18 protein-coding genes are annotated in these 17,950 nt (G+C 74.3%); 7 read left to right on the plus strand and 11 right to left on the minus strand.

What is annotated here, in order from left to right:
* Positions 1-293: 293 nt before the first annotated feature.
* Positions 294-1,208, plus strand: coding sequence for a hypothetical protein (locus ABLM29_RS15240; protein WP_349714991.1), 915 nt, complete (start codon positions 294-296; stop codon positions 1,206-1,208).
* On the opposite strand, the gene ABLM29_RS15245 is transcribed toward ABLM29_RS15240, so the two are convergent.
* The 7 genes from ABLM29_RS15245 to ABLM29_RS15275 are packed head-to-tail and all read right to left on the minus strand — an operon-like array spanning position 1,174 to position 9,815.
* Positions 1,174-2,802: a lipopolysaccharide biosynthesis protein gene (locus tag ABLM29_RS15245; protein ID WP_349714993.1), complete on the minus strand. Its 1,629-nt coding sequence runs from the start codon at positions 2,800-2,802 to the stop codon at positions 1,174-1,176. The genes ABLM29_RS15240 and ABLM29_RS15245 overlap by 35 nt on opposite strands.
* On the minus strand, positions 2,799-4,358 hold the full coding sequence (locus tag ABLM29_RS15250) for a YveK family protein (RefSeq protein ID WP_349714995.1): 1,560 nt from the start codon (positions 4,356-4,358) through the stop codon (positions 2,799-2,801). The genes ABLM29_RS15245 and ABLM29_RS15250 overlap by 4 nt, the downstream gene beginning before the upstream one ends.
* A complete protein-coding gene (locus ABLM29_RS15255) occupies positions 4,348-5,214 on the minus strand; it encodes a YveK family protein (RefSeq protein WP_349714996.1) in 867 nt (288 codons plus the stop codon). Before ABLM29_RS15255 ends, ABLM29_RS15250 begins: the two co-directional genes overlap by 11 nt.
* On the minus strand, positions 5,202-6,071 hold the full coding sequence (locus tag ABLM29_RS15260; protein WP_349714997.1) for a sulfotransferase family protein: 870 nt from the start codon (positions 6,069-6,071) through the stop codon (positions 5,202-5,204). The genes ABLM29_RS15255 and ABLM29_RS15260 overlap by 13 nt, the downstream gene beginning before the upstream one ends.
* Positions 6,068-7,312 carry a hypothetical protein gene (locus ABLM29_RS15265; RefSeq protein ID WP_349714998.1) on the minus strand — a complete coding sequence of 415 codons (1,245 nt, stop codon included), beginning with the start codon at positions 7,310-7,312 and terminating at the stop codon, positions 6,068-6,070. The genes ABLM29_RS15260 and ABLM29_RS15265 overlap by 4 nt, the downstream gene beginning before the upstream one ends.
* Positions 7,309-8,667 (minus strand): O-antigen ligase family protein, encoded by a 1,359-nt coding sequence (locus ABLM29_RS15270; RefSeq protein ID WP_349714999.1) that lies wholly within the window; start codon positions 8,665-8,667, stop codon positions 7,309-7,311. Before ABLM29_RS15270 ends, ABLM29_RS15265 begins: the two co-directional genes overlap by 4 nt.
* Positions 8,664-9,815 (minus strand): sulfotransferase, encoded by a 1,152-nt coding sequence (locus tag ABLM29_RS15275; protein WP_349715000.1) that lies wholly within the window; start codon positions 9,813-9,815, stop codon positions 8,664-8,666. Before ABLM29_RS15275 ends, ABLM29_RS15270 begins: the two co-directional genes overlap by 4 nt.
* Here ABLM29_RS15275 and ABLM29_RS15280 point away from each other — a divergent pair.
* Positions 9,814-10,566, plus strand: a complete 753-nt coding sequence (locus ABLM29_RS15280; protein ID WP_349715001.1) for a LamG-like jellyroll fold domain-containing protein — start codon at positions 9,814-9,816, stop codon at positions 10,564-10,566. The genes ABLM29_RS15275 and ABLM29_RS15280 overlap by 2 nt on opposite strands.
* A gap of 3 nt (positions 10,567-10,569) precedes the next feature.
* On the opposite strand, the gene ABLM29_RS15285 is transcribed toward ABLM29_RS15280, so the two are convergent.
* On the minus strand, positions 10,570-11,598 hold the full coding sequence (locus tag ABLM29_RS15285) for a hypothetical protein (protein ID WP_349715002.1): 1,029 nt from the start codon (positions 11,596-11,598) through the stop codon (positions 10,570-10,572).
* 134 nt (positions 11,599-11,732) lie between these two features.
* Here ABLM29_RS15285 and ABLM29_RS15290 point away from each other — a divergent pair, with 134 nt between their 5' ends.
* The 5 genes from ABLM29_RS15290 to ABLM29_RS15310 are packed head-to-tail and all read left to right on the plus strand — an operon-like array spanning position 11,733 to position 15,627.
* Positions 11,733-12,254: a UDP-N-acetylglucosamine--LPS N-acetylglucosamine transferase gene (locus tag ABLM29_RS15290; protein ID WP_349715004.1), complete on the plus strand. Its 522-nt coding sequence runs from the start codon at positions 11,733-11,735 to the stop codon at positions 12,252-12,254.
* A gap of 5 nt (positions 12,255-12,259) precedes the next feature.
* Positions 12,260-12,820, plus strand: a complete 561-nt coding sequence (locus ABLM29_RS15295) for a glycosyltransferase (protein WP_349715005.1) — start codon at positions 12,260-12,262, stop codon at positions 12,818-12,820.
* 1 nt (position 12,821) lies between these two features.
* On the plus strand, positions 12,822-13,829 hold the full coding sequence (locus tag ABLM29_RS15300) for a sulfotransferase (RefSeq protein ID WP_349715007.1): 1,008 nt from the start codon (positions 12,822-12,824) through the stop codon (positions 13,827-13,829).
* 2 nt (positions 13,830-13,831) lie between these two features.
* The gene (locus ABLM29_RS15305) at positions 13,832-14,797 is read left to right on the plus strand and encodes a glycosyltransferase family 2 protein (protein ID WP_349715009.1); all 966 of its coding nucleotides are present in this window, start codon (positions 13,832-13,834) and stop codon (positions 14,795-14,797) included.
* Positions 14,794-15,627, plus strand: coding sequence for a sulfotransferase domain-containing protein (locus ABLM29_RS15310; protein ID WP_349715010.1), 834 nt, complete (start codon positions 14,794-14,796; stop codon positions 15,625-15,627). The genes ABLM29_RS15305 and ABLM29_RS15310 overlap by 4 nt, the downstream gene beginning before the upstream one ends.
* Positions 15,628-15,670: 43 nt before the next feature.
* Here ABLM29_RS15310 and ABLM29_RS15315 read toward each other — a convergent pair whose 3' ends face one another.
* From ABLM29_RS15315 to ABLM29_RS15325, 3 genes are read right to left on the minus strand one after another with little or no spacing between them, the layout of a single operon-like run.
* On the minus strand, positions 15,671-16,150 hold the full coding sequence (locus ABLM29_RS15315) for a DUF2231 domain-containing protein (protein ID WP_349715011.1): 480 nt from the start codon (positions 16,148-16,150) through the stop codon (positions 15,671-15,673).
* Positions 16,151-16,194: 44 nt separating this feature from the next.
* The gene (locus ABLM29_RS15320) at positions 16,195-16,512 is read right to left on the minus strand and encodes a ferredoxin (RefSeq protein ID WP_349715013.1); all 318 of its coding nucleotides are present in this window, start codon (positions 16,510-16,512) and stop codon (positions 16,195-16,197) included.
* Positions 16,509-17,768, minus strand: coding sequence for an NADH-ubiquinone oxidoreductase-F iron-sulfur binding region domain-containing protein (locus ABLM29_RS15325; RefSeq protein ID WP_349715015.1), 1,260 nt, complete (start codon positions 17,766-17,768; stop codon positions 16,509-16,511). The genes ABLM29_RS15320 and ABLM29_RS15325 overlap by 4 nt, the downstream gene beginning before the upstream one ends.
* Between the last annotated feature and the right edge of the window lie 182 nt (positions 17,769-17,950).

The following is a 17,950-nucleotide window of genomic DNA, read 5'->3' on the forward strand; positions in this document are numbered from 1 at the left end:
TTCGCTCCACCGGTCGGCGCTCCTCGAGCTCCCACGTCGAGGTCCCGCCGGCGAGACCGGCCGCCATGGGGCGATCGCCTGCCCCCACAACTTCAGAGCTGGGGGCGACGCCCCGGTGTCGGGCCGCTGGTACGGCCTGGCCCAGGAGTGTCGACCCGGCGGTCCAGTGCAGGTCTCGGGGCACGACGAAGTGCGCGACCGGACCAGGTCCCTCCAGCATTGCCCTGCACACAGCAGCCGAGTGCCGACACCGACCACGACGTTCGGGCTCGCGGATGCAACCGGAAGGTCCCATGAACTCCATCTCCCGCCGACATGTGTTCGGCCTCGCCGCCGGAGCCGCCGGCGCCGCGGCCGGCGTCTCCACCCTCGGCTCCGCTCGCGCCGCGACGGTGACCCTGGCGCGGCCGCGCACGTCCATCAGGGCCGTCGTCCCCAACGGGAACACGCTGATCGGGATGAGCTCGCCGGCTCGCCTGTGGAACCAGCGCGAGCGCGAGGTCGGCGGCGGCCTCCGCGCGCGTCGGATCTTCGCGGACCTCAAGGACGGCCCGACCAGCCAGCTGAAGCGGGTCCAGGAGGCCCACGCGGCCAACATGCTGCCGGTGATCTCCTACAAGGTCGGCCGGGACGTCAACGGCGCGGTCCGGGGCAACTACAACAAGGTCGCCGCGGAGGCCGCGAAGCGGCTCGCCGACTTCGACAAGCCGACCGCGGTCACCTTCTGGCACGAGCCCCACAGCGACATGACGCCCTACCAGTACGTGGTGGCGAGCGAGCAGATCCTGCCGCAGTTCCAGCTCCCCCGGCTCAAGGTCGGCCCCATCCTCAACGGCTGGCTCCTCGAGCGCCGCGCCGACGACCTGAGGGACTACGCCCCCGACCGGCTCTTCCGGCTCTGGGACTGGTTCGGGATCGACACCTACGAGGCGGGCACGCGCTCCAACCCCGGCGTGGGCAAGCCGGCCGGCCGGATCCCCAAGATGCGCCAGTTCGTCCGCGAGGCCGGGTTCGACCACCCGATCGCGGTCGGTGAGTACAACGGCTACAGCGCGAAGTCGATCGCCGACGCCGGCGAGGCGCTGCTCTCCACCTCGAACGTCTGGTTCGGCTGCGTCTGGAACGCGACCGGCGAGCGGGCCTACCCGCTCTCCGGTGACCGGCTGCGGGCGTTCAGGCAGACCCTGGCTGACCCGCGGGCGGGCTGACCCTCGGCCGAGCGCCTCGCCCGTCGTCGTGCCGGTCGCCGCGGCGCCGGGCGTGCTTGCCCGGGCGCGGCCGCTGCTGGCGGCGCAGCACCCCGCGGAACACGCCGAGGTCCAGGCGGTACCGGTTGACCCAGATCCCGGCCGCGTAGCCGAGCGACGCCAGGCCGAGGAGCACCAGCTCCACGGCCAGGGAGAGGTCGAGGACGAGGGCGGCCAGGCTCACCGGTCCGAAGAGGCCGACGGCCAGCAGGCCGACCCTGACCGTGGAGCCCGTGATCGGCCACATGTCGAGGTGTCGCCGGACCTGGAAGAGCGGCTGCAGGTTGCGAACCACGATCGCGATCGACCAAGCGATCGCCGCGCCGTGGATCCCGGCGACGGGGATCAGCAGCACGTCGAGCCCCAGGTTGACCACCAGCGCGACGACGGCGTTGCGCAGGCTGAGCCAGCTGTGGCCACCCATGAGCAGCACCGAGTCGACCGGGCCGCAGGCGGTGGCGAGCAGCATCGTCAGCGAGAGCACCAGGACCACGTCGGAGCCCGCGTCGTAGCCGTCGCCGAAGAGCCCCATCAGGATCGGGGAGAAGCCGGCCAGCGTCAGGTAGAGCGGCCAGGCGGCGATCACGCTCCACAGCGTGGCGGCCTGGAAGACGGCGTTGGCGGCCCGGCCCTCGCTGCGCGCGAACAACCCGCTCACGTGGGGGGAGAGGGCCTGCTGCACGGACTGCACGAAGAGCTGGCCGATCACGATGAAGCGGGTCGCCGCGGTGTAGAGGGCGGCCTCGGCCGGTGACGCGAGCGCGGCGACCAGGACGATGTCGGCCCGCTTGAGCGCGGTCTGGGTGACCCGCGCGATCGCGCGCGGTGCGGTGAACGACCAGAACTGGCCGGCCACCGCCGACCAGGCGGCGGGCTCCCCGCCGGCCGGGCGGGCCGCCATCTGACGGGCCAGCCACACCCCGGCGATGGCGAGGCCAACCAGGTACGGCACCGACCAGGCCAGCGCCAGCGCGAGTGCGCCGCCGCCGGCGAGGAAGACGGCCACCACCGCGAGCGTCTGCAGGCCGAGGCGGCCGATGTTGTCGACCAGCACGGTCGGCCGCATCGAGCCGGCCCCGCGGGTCGCCGCGAGCACCACGTCGAAGACCGCCGCCACCGGCAGCAGCGGCGCGAGCGCCCGCAGCATGGTGGCCATCGTCTGCTCGGCCGGCCCGCCCACGAGGTGCGGGGCGAGCGTCGGGGCCAGGACGAACAGGGCCACGCCGAGCGCGACGGAGAGCACCAGCACCGGTGCGATCGCGACCGCGAGGGTGCGGGGCAGGTCGGCCGAGCGGTCGGAGGCCCGCTTGGCGGGCAGCCACTTCACCAGCCCGGCGTCGGTGCCGAGCAGGGCCACCGACTCCAGGATCAGGAAGACCGACGTCGCCGAGAACAGGGTGCCGGCGGTCGTCGCCGAGAACCCGTTGGTGATCGCGACGACGAGCAGCACCCCGAAGACGGCGCTGAACGCTGCGCCCATGACGCTGGCCGAACCGCGACGCGCGAGCTTCTCCAGCTGCGTCCGGTGGCCGGCCGTCGTGGGCGCTGCTGTCATCGGCGGCGGTCGATGCTCAGGTTGGCCGGTGCCTCGTCGGCGCTCCAGTCATCGTGGTCGCGGTGGGAGGGGCGGTGCTGCTCGCCCGCGTCGTGCGGGGAGTAGCCGCCGTCGACGACCATCGCCTCCGGGGCGTCGGCGCCGCGGGCGGCCAGCGCCTCCACGTCGGCGACGAGGGTCTCGCCCGTCGCGATGACGACCAGGCCGAGGTCCGCCGCGCCCACGATCGCTTCGCCCTCGACGGTGTCGAGGCCCGGCGCCTCCACCACCACCAGGTAGCCCGCCTCGACCAGGCCCGTCAGCACGTCGCGCACGCGGGCGGTGATCACCAGCTCCTGGCTGTGGGGCGACACCTCACCCGCGGGGAGCAGGCACAGCAGCGGCTCGCTGCTCGGCTGGAGCAGCTCGAGGACGTCGAGCCGCTCGTGCAGCAGCGCCTGCGCGAACCCGTCCTCCACAGCCAGCCCGGCCGCGGCGGCGCCATCGGTCTTGACTAGCACCACACTGTGGCCCGCCTTGGCGAACGACGCGGCGACCGCCTCGGCCACCCCGGGGTCGGACGGGGAGTGACCGGCGCCGGCGACGGCGACGATCGCGGGCCGCGGCTCCAGCGCGAGGATGGTGGCGCGCAGCCGGCGGACCGTGGCGTCGAAGGCCCGGCGGCGCTCGACCGCCCGGCGCCGACGCAGCAGGTGGCGTCGCACGGGCACCGCGGCGGCGACCGCCACGCCGAGCTCGCGCACCTCCGCGACGGAGCGGACCTTGCCGGAGGAGCGCTCGAGCACGAGCGCGAGCAGGCAGCCGACCACGAGTCCGGCCAGCAGCCCGATCACCGGCGCTGCGAACGTGGTCACGTTGGTGCTCGCCGTCGCCACCGTGGCCGGGGTGATCACCGAGTCGCCGGTGGACGCGGTGTCCTCCAGGGCGGTCTGCTGCGAGCGCAGGTTGACCAGCTCGTTGCGCAGCGCCGTGGCGAGGTGGGCCTGGAACGCCCGGTCGGAGCCGGTGCTGGTCAGCGCCGCCTCGCTGGCCGCGCGGAGGTCCGCCACGGCCTCGCGGATCCGGCTCTCGACCTGCTCCAGCCTGGCCTCGTTGACGGACTCCGCGCGGTCGGCCCGGTTCTTGAGGTAGGTCGCGGCGACGTCCTCGGCGGTCTGCTGGGCCGCGGCGCTGTTGGCCATGGTGACCACGATCTCGAGGATCTGGGTGTTCGGCGGCACGCTGATCGAGACCCGCCGGCCTAGTTCTTCCAGGTCGAGGCCCGCGCGCTCGGCGACGGGGCCGAGCACCTCGGCGGAGCGGGCGACTTGGGCCTCGGTCTCCAGGCTTGTCAGCTCGTCCTGGCGGACCGCGGACGGTGTGGGCACGAACGGGTTGCCGACGGCGGGGTTGATCAGCACGCGGGTGGTGCTGGTGTAGGCCGCGGGCAGGGAGAGGGCGTAGAGCAGGCCGGCGACGAGCCCGATCAGTGCGAACGCGCCGATCAGCGGGAGCCGGTGCTGCAGCGCCCGGGCGATCGGGCCGCGGGTGGGCGGGGCGGTGGTTTCAGTGGGCATCGTGGGTCCTGAGGGACGTTCGGGGAAGCGACGAGGCCTCCGCTGTGGGGATGTGGGCAGGGCGGGGCAATTCCCGCATCCGACGGCGTCCCGAGCGCGCCAGTCGGTCACGGGCTGCGCCGATGGCGCAGCCGCAGAGCAGGCCGAGCATGGCGCCCGACACCAGGGGGACCTCGGTGTCGGGGCGGTCGGCGGCGGAGGGTGGGATCGCGGGGCTGACCACCTCCCCCGGGTTGGCGCGGGCCTCCTCCAGTTGGCGGAGGGCGGTCTCGAGGAGGAAGACCTGGTCGGCGAGCTCGGCGGACTCCGTGGTCACGAGCTCGCCGTCCTGCTCCCGGCTCAGCACCCGGGTCTCGTACGCGACCAGGGTGCGCAGCTGGCGCTGCTGCCCCGGCCGCAGCGCGGCGAGGGCGGTACGGCGGCGCTGGATCAACGCCTTCGCTGCCGCGTTCGCGGCGTCGGCGGCGCGCTGGGGGCTGGAGCCGGCGATCCTGATGTGCAGGACGTGGCTGTTCGCCGAGGCCGTCACCGAGAGCGCGTCCGCCGCCTCGGCCTCGTCGACCCCCAGGGCGTCCGCGATGGCGCGGAGCACCTTGGGGCTGTTCAGCAGGTGCGCGTCGGTGTCGATGCTCACCTCCGGCGGGATCGTCTCCGTGGTCGGTGTGGTCACGTACACGGGGACCGGCGTCAGCGCCACCGACGCCCTCGCCGAGTAGTGCTCGGGGCTGCGCAGCGACCACAGCCAGCCCAGCGCCAGCCCGACCAGCATCCCCACCGCGATCCAGCGGGCGTGCCGGCGGAGGAACGCCGGGTAGTCGGCCAGGGCGGGCAGCCCCGGCGGGCTCACGTCAGCCATGCGGGCGTCCGTCCGATCATCGCGGCCAGCGCCTCGTCGTGGTCGGCGAAGTGGGCCCGCAGGCGGGACCGGGTCTCCTCCGGCATCGGCGAGCTCGGGCGCCCGTTCCACCGGTCGAACTTCTCCGGCATCGCCGCCGGCATCCCGAGGAAGTCGAGCAGGGCGCCGTACGTCGACTCCGGCTCGGTGAAGAAGGACTCGCTGTCGACGACGTGGAACTGCTCGGCCGGCAGGTAGCGCTGCATCCGCTGCAGCTGCTCGGCGTAGTGGCCGCGCCGGACGTACGCGTGGTGGCGGTGGCTGAAGCTCTGGACGTCCGGGTCCGCCTCCATCCGCTCGACGACGCCCTCGAGGCGCTGGTCCTCGAGGTCCAGGGCGTCCTCGAACGGCTCGGTCTCGTAGCCGCGGGCGAGCTCGTGCTTCCAGGCCGAGTACGCGCGCTCGACGGGATCGCGCAGCATCGCGACGATCTTCACGTCGGGGAGGTGGTGCGCGATGCGCTCCGGCGCGCACGGGTGGAACAGGTAGTAGCCGCTCGCCTCGAACGTCACGGGGTCGCCGTCGGTGCCCTTGACCCGCCGGCGCAGCACCGACGTGGTCGGGAAGTGGCCCTGGTACCAGGAGAACGGCCGGTCGTAGTTGACGTCGAAGTAGTTGACGCCCTTGTGGTAGTTCGCCGAGTGGATCAGCGGGTGCGACATCAGGGCGCGGAACAGCGACGTCGTACCGCAGCGCTGCGCCCCGACCATGATGAACGAGGGGAGCTGTCGGCGCTCCGCCGTCGCGGTGCCGAGGCGGACCGAGGCGCGGCGTCCGGCGATCTTGACCGGGCGGGGAAGGGAGGCGCGGACGCTCATGATGCTCCTTGGGGGTGGGGGGTGTCGGCGAGCCGCTCCAGCAGCGACAGCACCCAGTCGGTGCGCCGCCGCAGTGCCGGCGTGGCGCCGTGGCGGAGCGCGTCGAGGTAGCGCGACGCCATCTCGACGAGGTAGAGCCGCAGGACCAGGTCGTGGCGGTCGGCCGGGACGCCCATCGCCGCCAGCGACGCCGGCACCGAGCCGAGGAACCCCTCCTCCTGCCGGCGGTCCTCCTTGCTGCCCGGGCGAACGGCCTGCGCGACGAAGTGGAGCGCGTCGAAACCGACCGGCACCTGCGGGTCGTAGCGCTCCCAGTCCCACAGCTGCAGTTCGTCGCCCTTCATCCCCATGTTCCAGTGGCCCCAGTCGCCGTGCCAGCCGCCGAGGCGGACGTCGGTGGCGCCGTGGCCGCCGTGCACCTCCTGCACGACCGCGCGGAGCCGGGCCCGGCCGGGCCCCTCCGGGAGGGTGCGGGTGGAGCGCCGGATCCGGTCCCAGAAGCCGCTCTCCGCGAGCGGTGCGGCGACGGTCCCGCCGAGCTCGGCGACCTCCCGCATGGCGGCCTCCCGCACCGCGGCCGGGACCGGGCGGCGCGGGTCGGTCGGCAGCGGCGAGATCGCCATCACCGCCAGGCCAGCCCACGCGCCGTGGTGCAGCAGGCGCGGGAGCCGGAACGTCCGCGGTCCGAGGTCGGCGACGGCCGTGAGCGAGGCCGCCTCGCGCCCGACCAGCTGGGCGGTGAGGTCGTTGTGCCCGACCTTGGCGTAGGCCACTAGCGCCCCGTCGAGGCCGAAGACCTGCAGCACGGGCTTCTGGTTGACCCGGCGGGTGCCGAGCAGCACGCCCACGCGCACCTCGGTGCCGAGGCGCTCGCCGAGGTAGCGCTCGACCGAGTCAGCGCCCGGCCCCGCGGCGGGCACGCGCAGCACTGGCCAGCGGGCGAGGCCGAAGGCCCGCGACCGCACCGAGCGCTCGGCGAGGTCGCGCAGCGGCGCCACCAGGGCGCCCCTGCCGTTGCCGAGGCGCTGGAGCATCACCGAGGACGCCGGCACGTCGGCCGGCACCAGCAGGCGGGGCCGCCGGGCGTTCGGGAACAGGTACGCGTCGCGGTGGGCGACCCCGTCGCCGCCCCGGCCGCGGGCCGCCCCCCGCGTGACGCGGGGCTCGCCCCACGGCGCGGGCCACAGCAGCCGGGCCACGTCGGCGGCGTACGCCGAGGAGTCGGTCGCATCCTGCGTCACTGGGTTGCCTCCTCGGCGTCGGGGTCCCGCTCCGGCTCCACCGCGCGGCGGGCCATCAGGCCGACGGTGATCGCCACCGTGAACATCGCGGAGCCGAGGGAGTCGTAGACGAAGAAGCAGACCACGGCGATCAGCAGCACGGTGCAGGTCGCCACGTCGACCGGGTCGGGGCCGCGGGCGCGACCTAGGAACTGAAGCCCGAGGAAGGACAGGAAGAGTGCGGTGCCGACGAACCCGGTGGTCAGGATGAGCCGCCACAGGTAGCCCTGGGTGCCGAGCGGCGGCGCGGCGCACTGGTGGCAGTCGGCCGTCTCCCCGCCAGCGAGGGAGTTGAAGCTGCCCTGCATGGTGCGGGTGGTGCCGTAGCCGGCGATCGGCGAGCCGGAGGCGGTCGTACTGATCACCGTCTCCGCCGTGCTGGCGCGGCGGTCGTTGCTGTGCGGCGTCTCCAGGCGCAGGACCACCGTGTCGTAGAGAGGGGTGGAGACGAAGGCCAGGGCACCGACCACCGCCAGCGACCCCAGGGCCAGCACGGGGCGCTTGTGCCCGTTGAGCGCGAGCCGCACGGTCGCGTAGACGGCCGCGAGGATCGCGGCCAGCCACAGCCCGCGGTTGAGCGAGAAGGTGATCGGCAGGGCGGCCGCGATCAGCACCAGCGGCGCCGCCTTGCGGCGCCAGCCGGCGTCCTTGCCGAACCAGCTGAGGAAGAAGAACGGTGCATACAGCGCCAGGTTGTTGCCCCAGGCGTTGCTGTAGGGGAACGGCGCCTTCGGCCGTGCCTGCTCGTAGCCGAGGAAGTCGCTGCCGGCCGCCAGCGCCGGGTGGATCATCGAGTTGACGAAGTTGCTCGACGTCACGCTCCGGGGCAGCAGCAGCTCCATCGGCGAGGTGAGCTCGAAGGAGGGGAAGAAGACCGCGGCCACGCCGAAGGAGGCGGTGACGACGAACATCCAGCCGAGCAGCCGGACCACGCGCAGCGTGGGGACCAGGGTGGCGGTGTTGGTCACGTAGAGCATCGCGATCGTGATCGCGGCGTACCACATCGAGTAGACCCCGAAGTTCGCCACGCGGGTCCAGCCGCCGCCGGGGACCGTGCCCGGTGCCGTCGCCCACAGCAGGAGCACTCCGGCCAGCATCCAGCCCAGGAAGAGCAGCCACACGCCGAAGTGCCGGGGTGTCCGGAGCCGGCCCTGCCGGCGCAGGATCACCGCCATCCCGGCCGCAGCGATGAAGAAGATGACCTGGGACAGGCCGAGGAGCCACCACAGTGGGAAGCCCAGGCACAGCACCGACAGCGGCCACCCCGGGTCCAGGCGGCGGGGCGGAGCGGGGGCCAGCGAGGGAGGCAGCGTCATCGCGCTCCCCCCGGGGCGGGCGTCCGCGAGCGGTGGCCGACGTAGCCGTAGCCGATCAGCTGCGGGAGGGTGACCGCCGTGACGACGCGGCGGGCCGAGGCCGGCAGGGTCGTCCGCCAGGCGTCGTCGAGCTCGAGGTCGATCCGCCCGGTCACGAACCGGCTCCGGCTGCCGGCCACGCCGTGGCTGGCGCCGAGCAGCACGCTGCGGTCGCCGACGTGGGCGAGCCCCGCCGTACCGGTGCTCAGGTCGAGGTCGCGCAGCGCCTTCTCCAGGGTCGGCCGCGGCCGCGCGACGAGGTCCTCGTACCGCACCCGCGTCGCGTAGGGCGCCGCCGCGCCGAGGTAGCTGCACTCCAGCTGCAGCGCGGCCCAGAGCACCGCCAGCCGCTGCGGCCGGTAGGTGCCCATCGTGTCCCCGGTCTGCGACTGGGGCTTGAGGACCCCGGTCTTGGTCCACGAGCTGGCGACGCCGCGGGAGTCGCGGACCAGGTTGACGATCCGCAGGTCCAGGCCCGCGATCCGGCGCAGCGCGAAGAGCTGCGCGGCCGACTTGCTGGCGTCGACCACCACCTCGGCCCCGGAGACCTCGGCCACCGACCGGTAGAGCCGGTGGTAGACGTCGAGGTACTCGTCGAGCTCGCGCCTGTACTCGGCGGCGGCGAGCCCGGTGGCCATCCGACCGACGTGGCGCTGCCGGACCACCCGCGGCTGCAGGTGGGCCATCCGCGGGGCGACCTCGCTCCAGCCGCCGAACGCGTGGTCGCCCACCTTCGCCCAGAAGGGGCAGGCGGAGAACGGCTCGCCGCACCCGCACCGCTGGTCCTGGGCGGCGACGCGGGAGAACACCGCGTTCAGCTCGCCGGCGTTGACAGATCCGGGCACTGCTCCGAGCATGCGTTCGAGCAGGGTGCTACCCGATCGGCCCACCCCGGCGATGTAGACGATTTTCATCGCTAACCCCGGCTCTGCTTGATATCCCCGTTGTACCCGTCCCCGTCGAGCGGTACGACCGGACGCTAAGGCGGCGACGGCACCCGGCCGGCGACCGCCGAGACCGTCTACCGCATTTGAGGTAAGCCATGGAGGAGCCGTGTTGAGATCATCCGCGCGGACCAGACGCTCTCGCACGGCCGCTCTGGCCGGCATGCTCGTGTTCGGCGGCACGCTCGCCGCCTGCGGGGGGGACGAGGAGCCGCGCGCGGAGCCGACCCCGCAGGCGTCGTCGACCACGCCAGCGCAGGTCGACCCCGCCGCGGCGCTCTGGTTGACCTTCGACGAGTCGTCGGTCGACATCGAGGGCGAGACGATCTATCGGGACGCGGCGGGCAGCACGCGCGAGGGCCGCGTCGTGACCGCGCGCGGCGGCGAGGTCACCGAGGTCGACGGCGCCGACGGCGCGGGCGGCGCGGTGGCCTTCCCGCCGCCCTGCGACGGCGGCGCGTGCCCCCGCGCGCTGATCGAGGTCGGCGACGCGCCGGCCCTCGACCCGGGCGAGGAGCCGTTCTCCTTCGGGGTGAGCGTCTGGCTCGCCCCGGACGAGACCACCACCGGCTCCAACATCGTGCAGAAGGGCCGCTTCGGCACCGAGGGCGGGCAGTGGAAGCTCCAGGTCGACGACCTGGAGGGGACCCCCAGCTGCGTGGTCCGCTCTGGCGCCACGATGCTCAAGGTGCACTCGGACGTCTCGATCGCCGACTCGGCGTGGCACCGGGTGGTTTGCTCCCGCGACGCGGACGGCATCGGCATCGACGTCGACGGCGTCGTCGAGCGCACCGAGGGCGCGACCGGCGAGGTGTCCAGCGAGTATCCGATCCGGATCGGCAGTCCCGGGGTGCACCCGACCGACGACCAGTTCCACGGCCGCGTCGACGACGTCTTCCTACTGGTGGGGGAGTGACTCCTAGGGCGTGGCCGGGGAGACCTGGTCGACCCGGGCCACCCAGCCCGAGCCGAGGAGCGAGGCGAAGGTGCGCTCGCTCTGCCCCACCAGCTCCATCTCGCCGTCGTCGACGTTGACCGTGGAGTTGAAGTAGGACATCGCCACCACGCCGAGCGAGCGCGCGTCCTCGGCGGCCGCCCGGATCCAGGCGGCGGCCCGCCCGGGGTCCTCCGGGTCCTGGCGGCAGCCGTACTCGCCGATCACGATCGGGCGGTCGCCCACCCACGGCATCGCGTCCTCGAGCTTGCTGGCGAAGCTGCGCCACATCCGGCCGTTCGTCGGCGACCAGGGGTTGTAGACGTCGATCCCGAACACGGCGGCCTCGGGGACGTCCCACGCCGACGGGTCGTTCCCCGGCTGCAGGGGATTGAACGTCCAGGACTGCAGTACCGGCGCGATGGTGACCAGCGGCGCCAGGTCGGCCGCCCGCGCGATCGCGTGGCGCTGCAGGGCGACCCAGTCCGCCGCCTCCATGCCGCTCCCGCCGGCGTCGTTCTCCGGCTCGTGGTGCAGGGTCAGCAGCACCGGTCCGTCGAGCTCGCCCACCGAGCGCAGCACGCCGTCCAGCCACCGCGCCCCGGGGCCGCCGGTGCTGTCGCGCCAGGTCCCCGGTGGCTTGATCGAGACGTGCGGCAGCCGGTCGTTGGCCAGGTCGTCGCGGCACTGTCCGGTCAGGCGTTGGACCTCCCCGGCCACCGGCACGAAGTAGGAGCGGTGGACCGACAGCGTCGCGCCCAGTTGCTCCTCCCACCCGGTGACCGAGCGGTAGTGCGGCACGGTCGCGCCGAAGTAGAGGTGGCCGGCGCGCGGGGCGCCGGGGAACGCCGTCTGCTGTCCGGAGCGCGATCCGCGACCGACGGTGCGGCTCCGCCGGGGGGCGGTCTCGGTGGTGGGCGGGGCGTCACCTTCCTCGCCGACGCAGGCGGAGGTCGCCGCCGCCGCGAGGACGGCAGCGGCCGTTCCCATCAGGCGGCGGCGGTGGATCAGCATGGCCAGACGATAAGTCTGCCTCCCGCACGACACACGCGCCCTAGACCGCGCCCGATCTCCGGATACTCAATTCTGATGACAGTGTCTCCGCGGCCGTCGGGTGGCTTCGACGCGCATGGAAATCTGACGTGGCCATGCTGGAAACGAATGACCCCACCCCATCAGCCTGTGGAGCGCCGGACACGTCCCGGGGCGCCACGGCGGGTCGGCCTGTCCTCCTGGTCAGCTCCCAGGGCGGTCACCTCGCGCACCTGCTGGCGCTGCGCTCGTGGTGGGAGCGTCAGGACCGGGTCTGGGTGTGCCCGGAGACGCCGGACGTGATCGACCGCCTCGACGGCGAGAGGGTGATCCCCTCCCACTGGCCGACGACCCGCAACGCGACGAACCTCGTCCGCAACGGCCTGCTGGCCCGCCGGGTGCTCCGCCGGGTGCGACCCGCAGTGGTCGTCAGCTCCGGTGCGGGCGTCGCGGTCCCGTTCTTCGTGTACGCCAGGGCCATGGGCATCCCGACCGTCTTCATCGAGGTCTACGACCGCGTGGACACGCCGACGCTCACCGGGCGCCTCTGCGGTCCCTTCACCACCCGGCGCCTGGTTCAGTGGCCGAGCCAGCTCGAGCTCTACCCCGACGCCCACCTCGTGGGGCCGTTGCTGTGAGTCCCATGGTCCTGGTGCTGGTGGGAACCGACCACCACCCCTTCGAACGCCTGGTGGACTGGGCTGACGCGCTCGCTTCCCTGCACCCCGAGCTGCGGGTCGTCGTGCAGCACGGAGCCACGCGCCCGCCGCGCACGGCCGAGGGGCATGCGAACATCGGCTATCGGGAGCTGAATGCGCTCCTGTCGGAGTCATCCGTGGTGGTCTGCCACGGCGGGCCCGGCGTGATCACCGAGGCCCGTGAGGCCGGCCACGTCCCGCTCTGCGTCCCGCGCGACCCGGCGCACGGAGAGCACGTCGATGGGCACCAGCTCCGGTTCGCGGCGGTCGTCGGAGCCGCGGGCGTGGTCCGCGACATCCGCTCGTTCGACCACCTCACCGAGGAGGTCGAACGTTCCCTGGCGCGGCCTGGGCGGCCGGTCGGCAGCGTGACGCACGGCGACGCGCGAGAGGTCGCGCGATCGCGGGTCGCGGCGGAGCTCGACGAGGTCATCGCGCGGGGTCGCGAGCCGCGGCGGCGCCGGGTCCGACGCGCCAGCGCCCGTGCGCAGGTCGAGGCCGGCTGAGGTGGCACCCGGTCAGCCGCGGACACGGACCACGGTGGTCTACCTCGGCGGCTTCGGCCGCTCCGGATCCACTCTGGTCGAGCGCGTGCTGGGCACCGCGCCGGGCTGGGTCAACATCGGCGAGCTGGTCGACCTCGCCCGGTCGGTCGCCCCGGCCGACGAGCTATGCGGCTGCGGCGTACCGTTCTCGGCCTGCCCGGTCTGGCAGCAGGTCGGCGAGGTCGCGTTCGGCGGGTGGGACGCCGGCGTGCTCGAGCGGCTCGCCGGGCTGCAGCGCGCCGCCACCCGGCAGCGGCACCTGCCCGCGATGATCGCCGGGCGGCGCCGCCCCTCGCGGCCGCTCACCGAGATGCGCGAGGCGTTCGCCCGGATCTACCACGCCGTCGCCGAGGTGACCGACGCCCGCGTCGTCGTCGACGCGTCGAAGGGGCCGGCCTTCGGCTACGCCCTGGCCGGCGCCCCCGGCGTCGACCTGCGGATGCTCAACGTGATCCGCGACCCCCGAGCGGTGGCGTGGTCGTGGAGCCGGCAGGTCGAGCGGCCGCACGCGGCCGCCGCGGGCGCGGCCGGCGGCGATGAGATGTGGCGGATCCCGGCCTCCCGCTCCGCCGTGCAGTGGGCGGCCCTGCAGGTCGAGGTCGAGGCGATCGGCGCCGTCGGCGGGATCGGCACCGCGCGCCTGCGCTACGAGGACTTCATCGACGACCCCGTCGCCACGCTCGTGGCGGCGACCGCCGACGCCGGGGCCCCGCTCACCGCGGGCGAGCTCCCCCCGATGGACGGCGGACTCGTCGAGCTGGGGCCCAGCCACGGGCTCTCCGGCAACCCGGGCCGGTTCCGGTCCGGGACCATCGAGCTCCGGGCCGACGACCGCTGGGTCGCCCGGATGCCGGCGGCCGACCGGCGCACGGTCACCGCCGTGACCTGGCCCCTGCTCAAGGCCTACCGCTACCCGGCCGGCGCGGGCACCGCCCCCGCCGACCCCCACCTCCCCGAGACGAGGAGCTGACCGTGACCGTGGACCGAGCCGTCGAACCGGAAGCCGTGGAGCCGGCACCGGCGCTGCCCCTGGTGAGCGTGGTGATCCCGACGCGGGGCCGCCGCGCGCTGCTCGCCGAGACACTGGCGACCATCACCGCCCAGGACTACGAGGGCGACCTGGAGATCATCGTGGTCCACGACCGCGAGGAGCCCGACCCGACCCTGGCCGAGCTCGCCGTGCCGGGGCGCAGCATCACCTCGGTCGTGAACACCCGCACCCCCGGGCTGTGCGGCGCCCGCAACACCGGCCTCCTCGCCTCGCACGGCGCCTACGTCGCCAGCTGCGACGACGACGACCTGTGGCACCCGGCGAAGGTTCGGATGCAGGTCGAGCGGCTCGAGTCCGACCCCGAGCTGCTCGCCGTCGGCGCGGGCATCCGGCTGCTGATGGGCGACCAGGACGACGTCGAGTGGCCCGCGCGGGAGCCGGTGGTGAGCCACGAGCGGCTGCTGCAGAACCGGGTGAAGGAGCTGCACAGCTCGACGCTGATGATGCGTCGGAGCGCCTTCGACGTCGCCGGGCTGTACGACGAGGAGCTCCCGTTCGGGTACGCCGAGGACTACGACTGGATCCTTCGTGCCACGAGCGTCGGCTCGGTCGGAGCGGTCGAGGACGTGCTGGCCGACATCCGCAAGGACGTCCAGTCCTGGTTCCGCGACCGTTCGCTCAACACCGCCACGGCGCTGGAGTACCTGCTGGAGAAGCACCCCGACTTCGCCGACCGGCGCAAGGGCCACGCCCGGATCCTCGGGCAGATCGCCTACGCCCGCGCGGCCGGCGGGCAGCGCGGCCAGGGCGCCCGGCTCGCCGGGCGGGCGCTGACCCGCTACCCGGCCTCCCCGCACGCCTGGCTCGCGCTGGCGGTCGCCGGCCCCGGCATCCCGCCCGAGAAGATGCTCCGGATGGCCCGCCGCGCCGGACGGGGGCTCTCGTGACCCGTACCCCGAACTTCCTCTACGTCGGGCCCGACAAGGCCGGCTCGTCGTGGCTGCACGAGGTGCTGCTCAAGCACCCCGACGTCTACCTCACCCCGGCGAAGGACCTCTACTTCTTCGACCGCTACTTCGACCGCGGCCTGCCCTGGTACCTCTCGCAGTTCCGCGACGCGGGCGAGGAGAAGGTGGTCGGCGAGGTCTGCCAGGACTACCTGTTCCACCCCGAGGCGGCCAAGCGGATCCACGCCAGCCTCGGCCAGGTCAAGGTGATGGTCTCCCTGCGCGACCCGGTGGAGCGGGCCTGGTCGTCCTGGCTGTACGGGCGCAAGCACGGCGTCTTCGCCGAGACCTTCGGCGAGGCGCTGGCGGAGTCGCCCGAGCTGCTGGAGCACGGGCGCTACGCGACCGGCCTGGGCCGCTTCCTCGACCTGTTCCCGCGCGAGTCGATCCACATCGCGCTCTTCGACGACCTGGTCGCCGACCCGCAGGCCTACCTGGACGCGGTCACGGACTTCCTCGAGGTCGACCGGATGCCGCTGGACCCCGAGGACCTCGAGGCGCGGCTGCCGGCGGCCAAGGCGCGCTCGATCAGGATCGCCTCCGCGGTGCGCCGCGGCGCGGACTGGGTCCGCGAGCACGACGGCGCCCGGATCGTCGGCTACGTCAAGCGCTCGCCCCTGGTGCACCGGGTGCTCTACAAGGAGATCGACAAGCAGCAGACCCGGCCCGACGCGGCCGACGTCGCGGCGGTGCGCGCGGCCCTGGGGTCCGAGGTGGACGCGCTCGACCGCGACTTCGGACTGACCCTGCGCGAGTCCTGGGGCTGGTAGGCCGGCCCCGGGCATCGCCCGGGACCGGCCACGGGTCGGGGGCTCAGGGGGTCGAGGAGGCCACCTGGTCGCCCCAGGCGGCGCGAGCGCCCGAGTCGCCGACGCGGTAGACCTGCACGCTGGTCGCCACGGCCGCCACCAGCGCCAGCGCGGCCACGACCCGGGTCGCGGTGGAGCGGGTGGCCACGGTCCCGGCGCCGCGCGATCGCCCGCGCCGGTCGAACCAGACCAGCGCGGCGGCGAGGACCAGGAGGGGCACCGCGAACCACGCCAGCTGCTCGCCGAGCGCGGCGTGCTGGCCGGGGTCGCCGACGTGCTCCTCCAGCGCCTCCCCGCTGGAGGTGGCGACCGGGAGCAGTGCGGTGGCCAGCGCGGCACAGGCCACCACCAGCAGGCCGTAGCGGGCGCGCCAGGACGGCTTGAGCGCGATCGCGATCGTGCCCAGGCAGGCCAGGGGGAGCAGCACGACGACGGCGTGCACGACGAGCGGGTGCACGGGCAGGCCGTTGATGAGGTCGAACACGGACGGGTCTCCTGTCGGTGAGGGAGCGCGGCGCGGGTGCGCCGTCAGCGGACGGTGTGGCTCGGTGCGGTGTGGCTCGGTGCGGTGTGGCTCGGTGCGGGGTGCGGGGCGGGGCGCGGCGCGGAGCGCTCCAGGCGCAGCGCCAGCGCCGGGCACGCGGCGACCGCGCGCCGGGCGTGCGGCAGCAGGTGCTCGGGGACCTCGCGGCGCCGGAACACCGGGAAGCCGCGGTCGTCGAGCCAGATCGACTCGGGCAGCAGCAGCGCGCACAGCCCGTGGCCGTCGCAGCGCGTCCAGTCGATCTGCAGGTCCATGCCGGTGCTCGTCCCGGTGCTCGTCCCGGTGCTCGTCCCGGTGCTCATGCCGCCGCCCTCCGGATCCCGGCCGGCAGCGCCCCCAGCAGCGGCCGGCCGCAGTGGCCGTGCGTGCGGTGCGTCGCGATCTCGTCCTCGAGGACCGGCAGCGCCGTCGCCACGAACCGGGCCGCGCCGTCGGGGTGCGCGCAGGCGCCCCGGCCGGGCAGCAGGCCGGCCCGGCGTCGTACCTCCTCGGTGGTGGCGCGGCCCGACGCCAGCCGGTGCAGCGTGTCGGTCAGGGCGGGGAGGCCGAAGAAGCAGGGCCCGCACTGGCCGGCCGACTCCGACGCCAGCCAGCCCGCGACCGTGGCGACCTCGCCGAGGGCGCAGGTCCCGCCGGGCAGCCGGGCCAGCACGCCGGCGTTGAGCGGCACCCCGGCCGCCCGCAGCGCGGGCCGGTCGAGGGTCAGCTCGCCGGGCCGGTCGATCCACGTGCCGTGGTAGCCGCCGACGAGCAGCGGCCCCGGCTCGGGCCCGACGAGGGCGGACAGCGGCAGGCCGGTCGGCACCTCGACCACCCCGCGGTGCGGGACGTCGCCGAGCAGGGTGAGCAGGGTGGTCCCGGGCTCCCCGGACGCGCCGACCGTGCCGTACTCCTCCGGTCCCAGCGCCAGCACGAGCGCGACGTGGGCGAAGGTCTCGACGTTGGACGCGAACGTGGGCTGCCCGCCGATGCCGTGCTCGGTGGGCAGCACCCGCCGGCCGGGCGGGACCGCCGGCCCGCCCGAGAGCGCGCGGCTCACAGCGCGGACCTCGCCGCCGACGTACCCGTGGTCGTGGGGGACCAGCCGCACCCGGCGCGCGTCGGTGCGCTCCCGGACCGCGGCGGCCATCGAGGAGAAGGCGCTCGGGTCCTCGATCACGACGGTGACCCGCTCGGTCTCCAGCGCGTGCGCCACCGTGAGGGCGCCGTCCAGGACCAGGTGCGGCGCCAGGTACATCAGCGTCCGGTCCTTGTGGCTGGCCGGCTCGCCCTCGGAGCCGTTGACCAGGACGTGGCCGCGGCGGCCGACCGGCATCGCGCGCAGCTTCGTGGCGACGGGGAAGGCGGCGCCACCGCGGCCGAGCAGCCCCACCGCCTCCAGCGCGGCGGCGAGGTGGTGCGCGTCGGCCCGGCGCGGTACGCCGTGCAGCGCGCGGTGCCGGGCGAGGTCGACCCGTCCCGAGGTGGTGCCGGCCAGCAGGCGCGCCGTGCCCCAGGCGGTGGCGGGCATGATCCCGGCGGGGAGCGGGCCGTGGGTGGGTTCTGCGGTGGCGGTCATCGGGGTCCTCCGAGCGATGCGGGCTGGCGGGTCTGGTGGGTCCGGTTGAGGCGGCGCGGCGTCGGCCACAACGCCTACCTCTGCCGGGTCGCGCCGCCGCGCGTGGCCGCGGTGATCAACGTCGGGACCGCCCACATCGGCGAGTTCGGCAGCCGGGAGGCGATCGCCCGCGCCAAGGGCGA

This window comes from Nocardioides sp. YIM 152588 (assembly GCF_040191335.1).
Taxonomy (GTDB): domain Bacteria; phylum Actinomycetota; class Actinomycetes; order Propionibacteriales; family Nocardioidaceae; genus Nocardioides.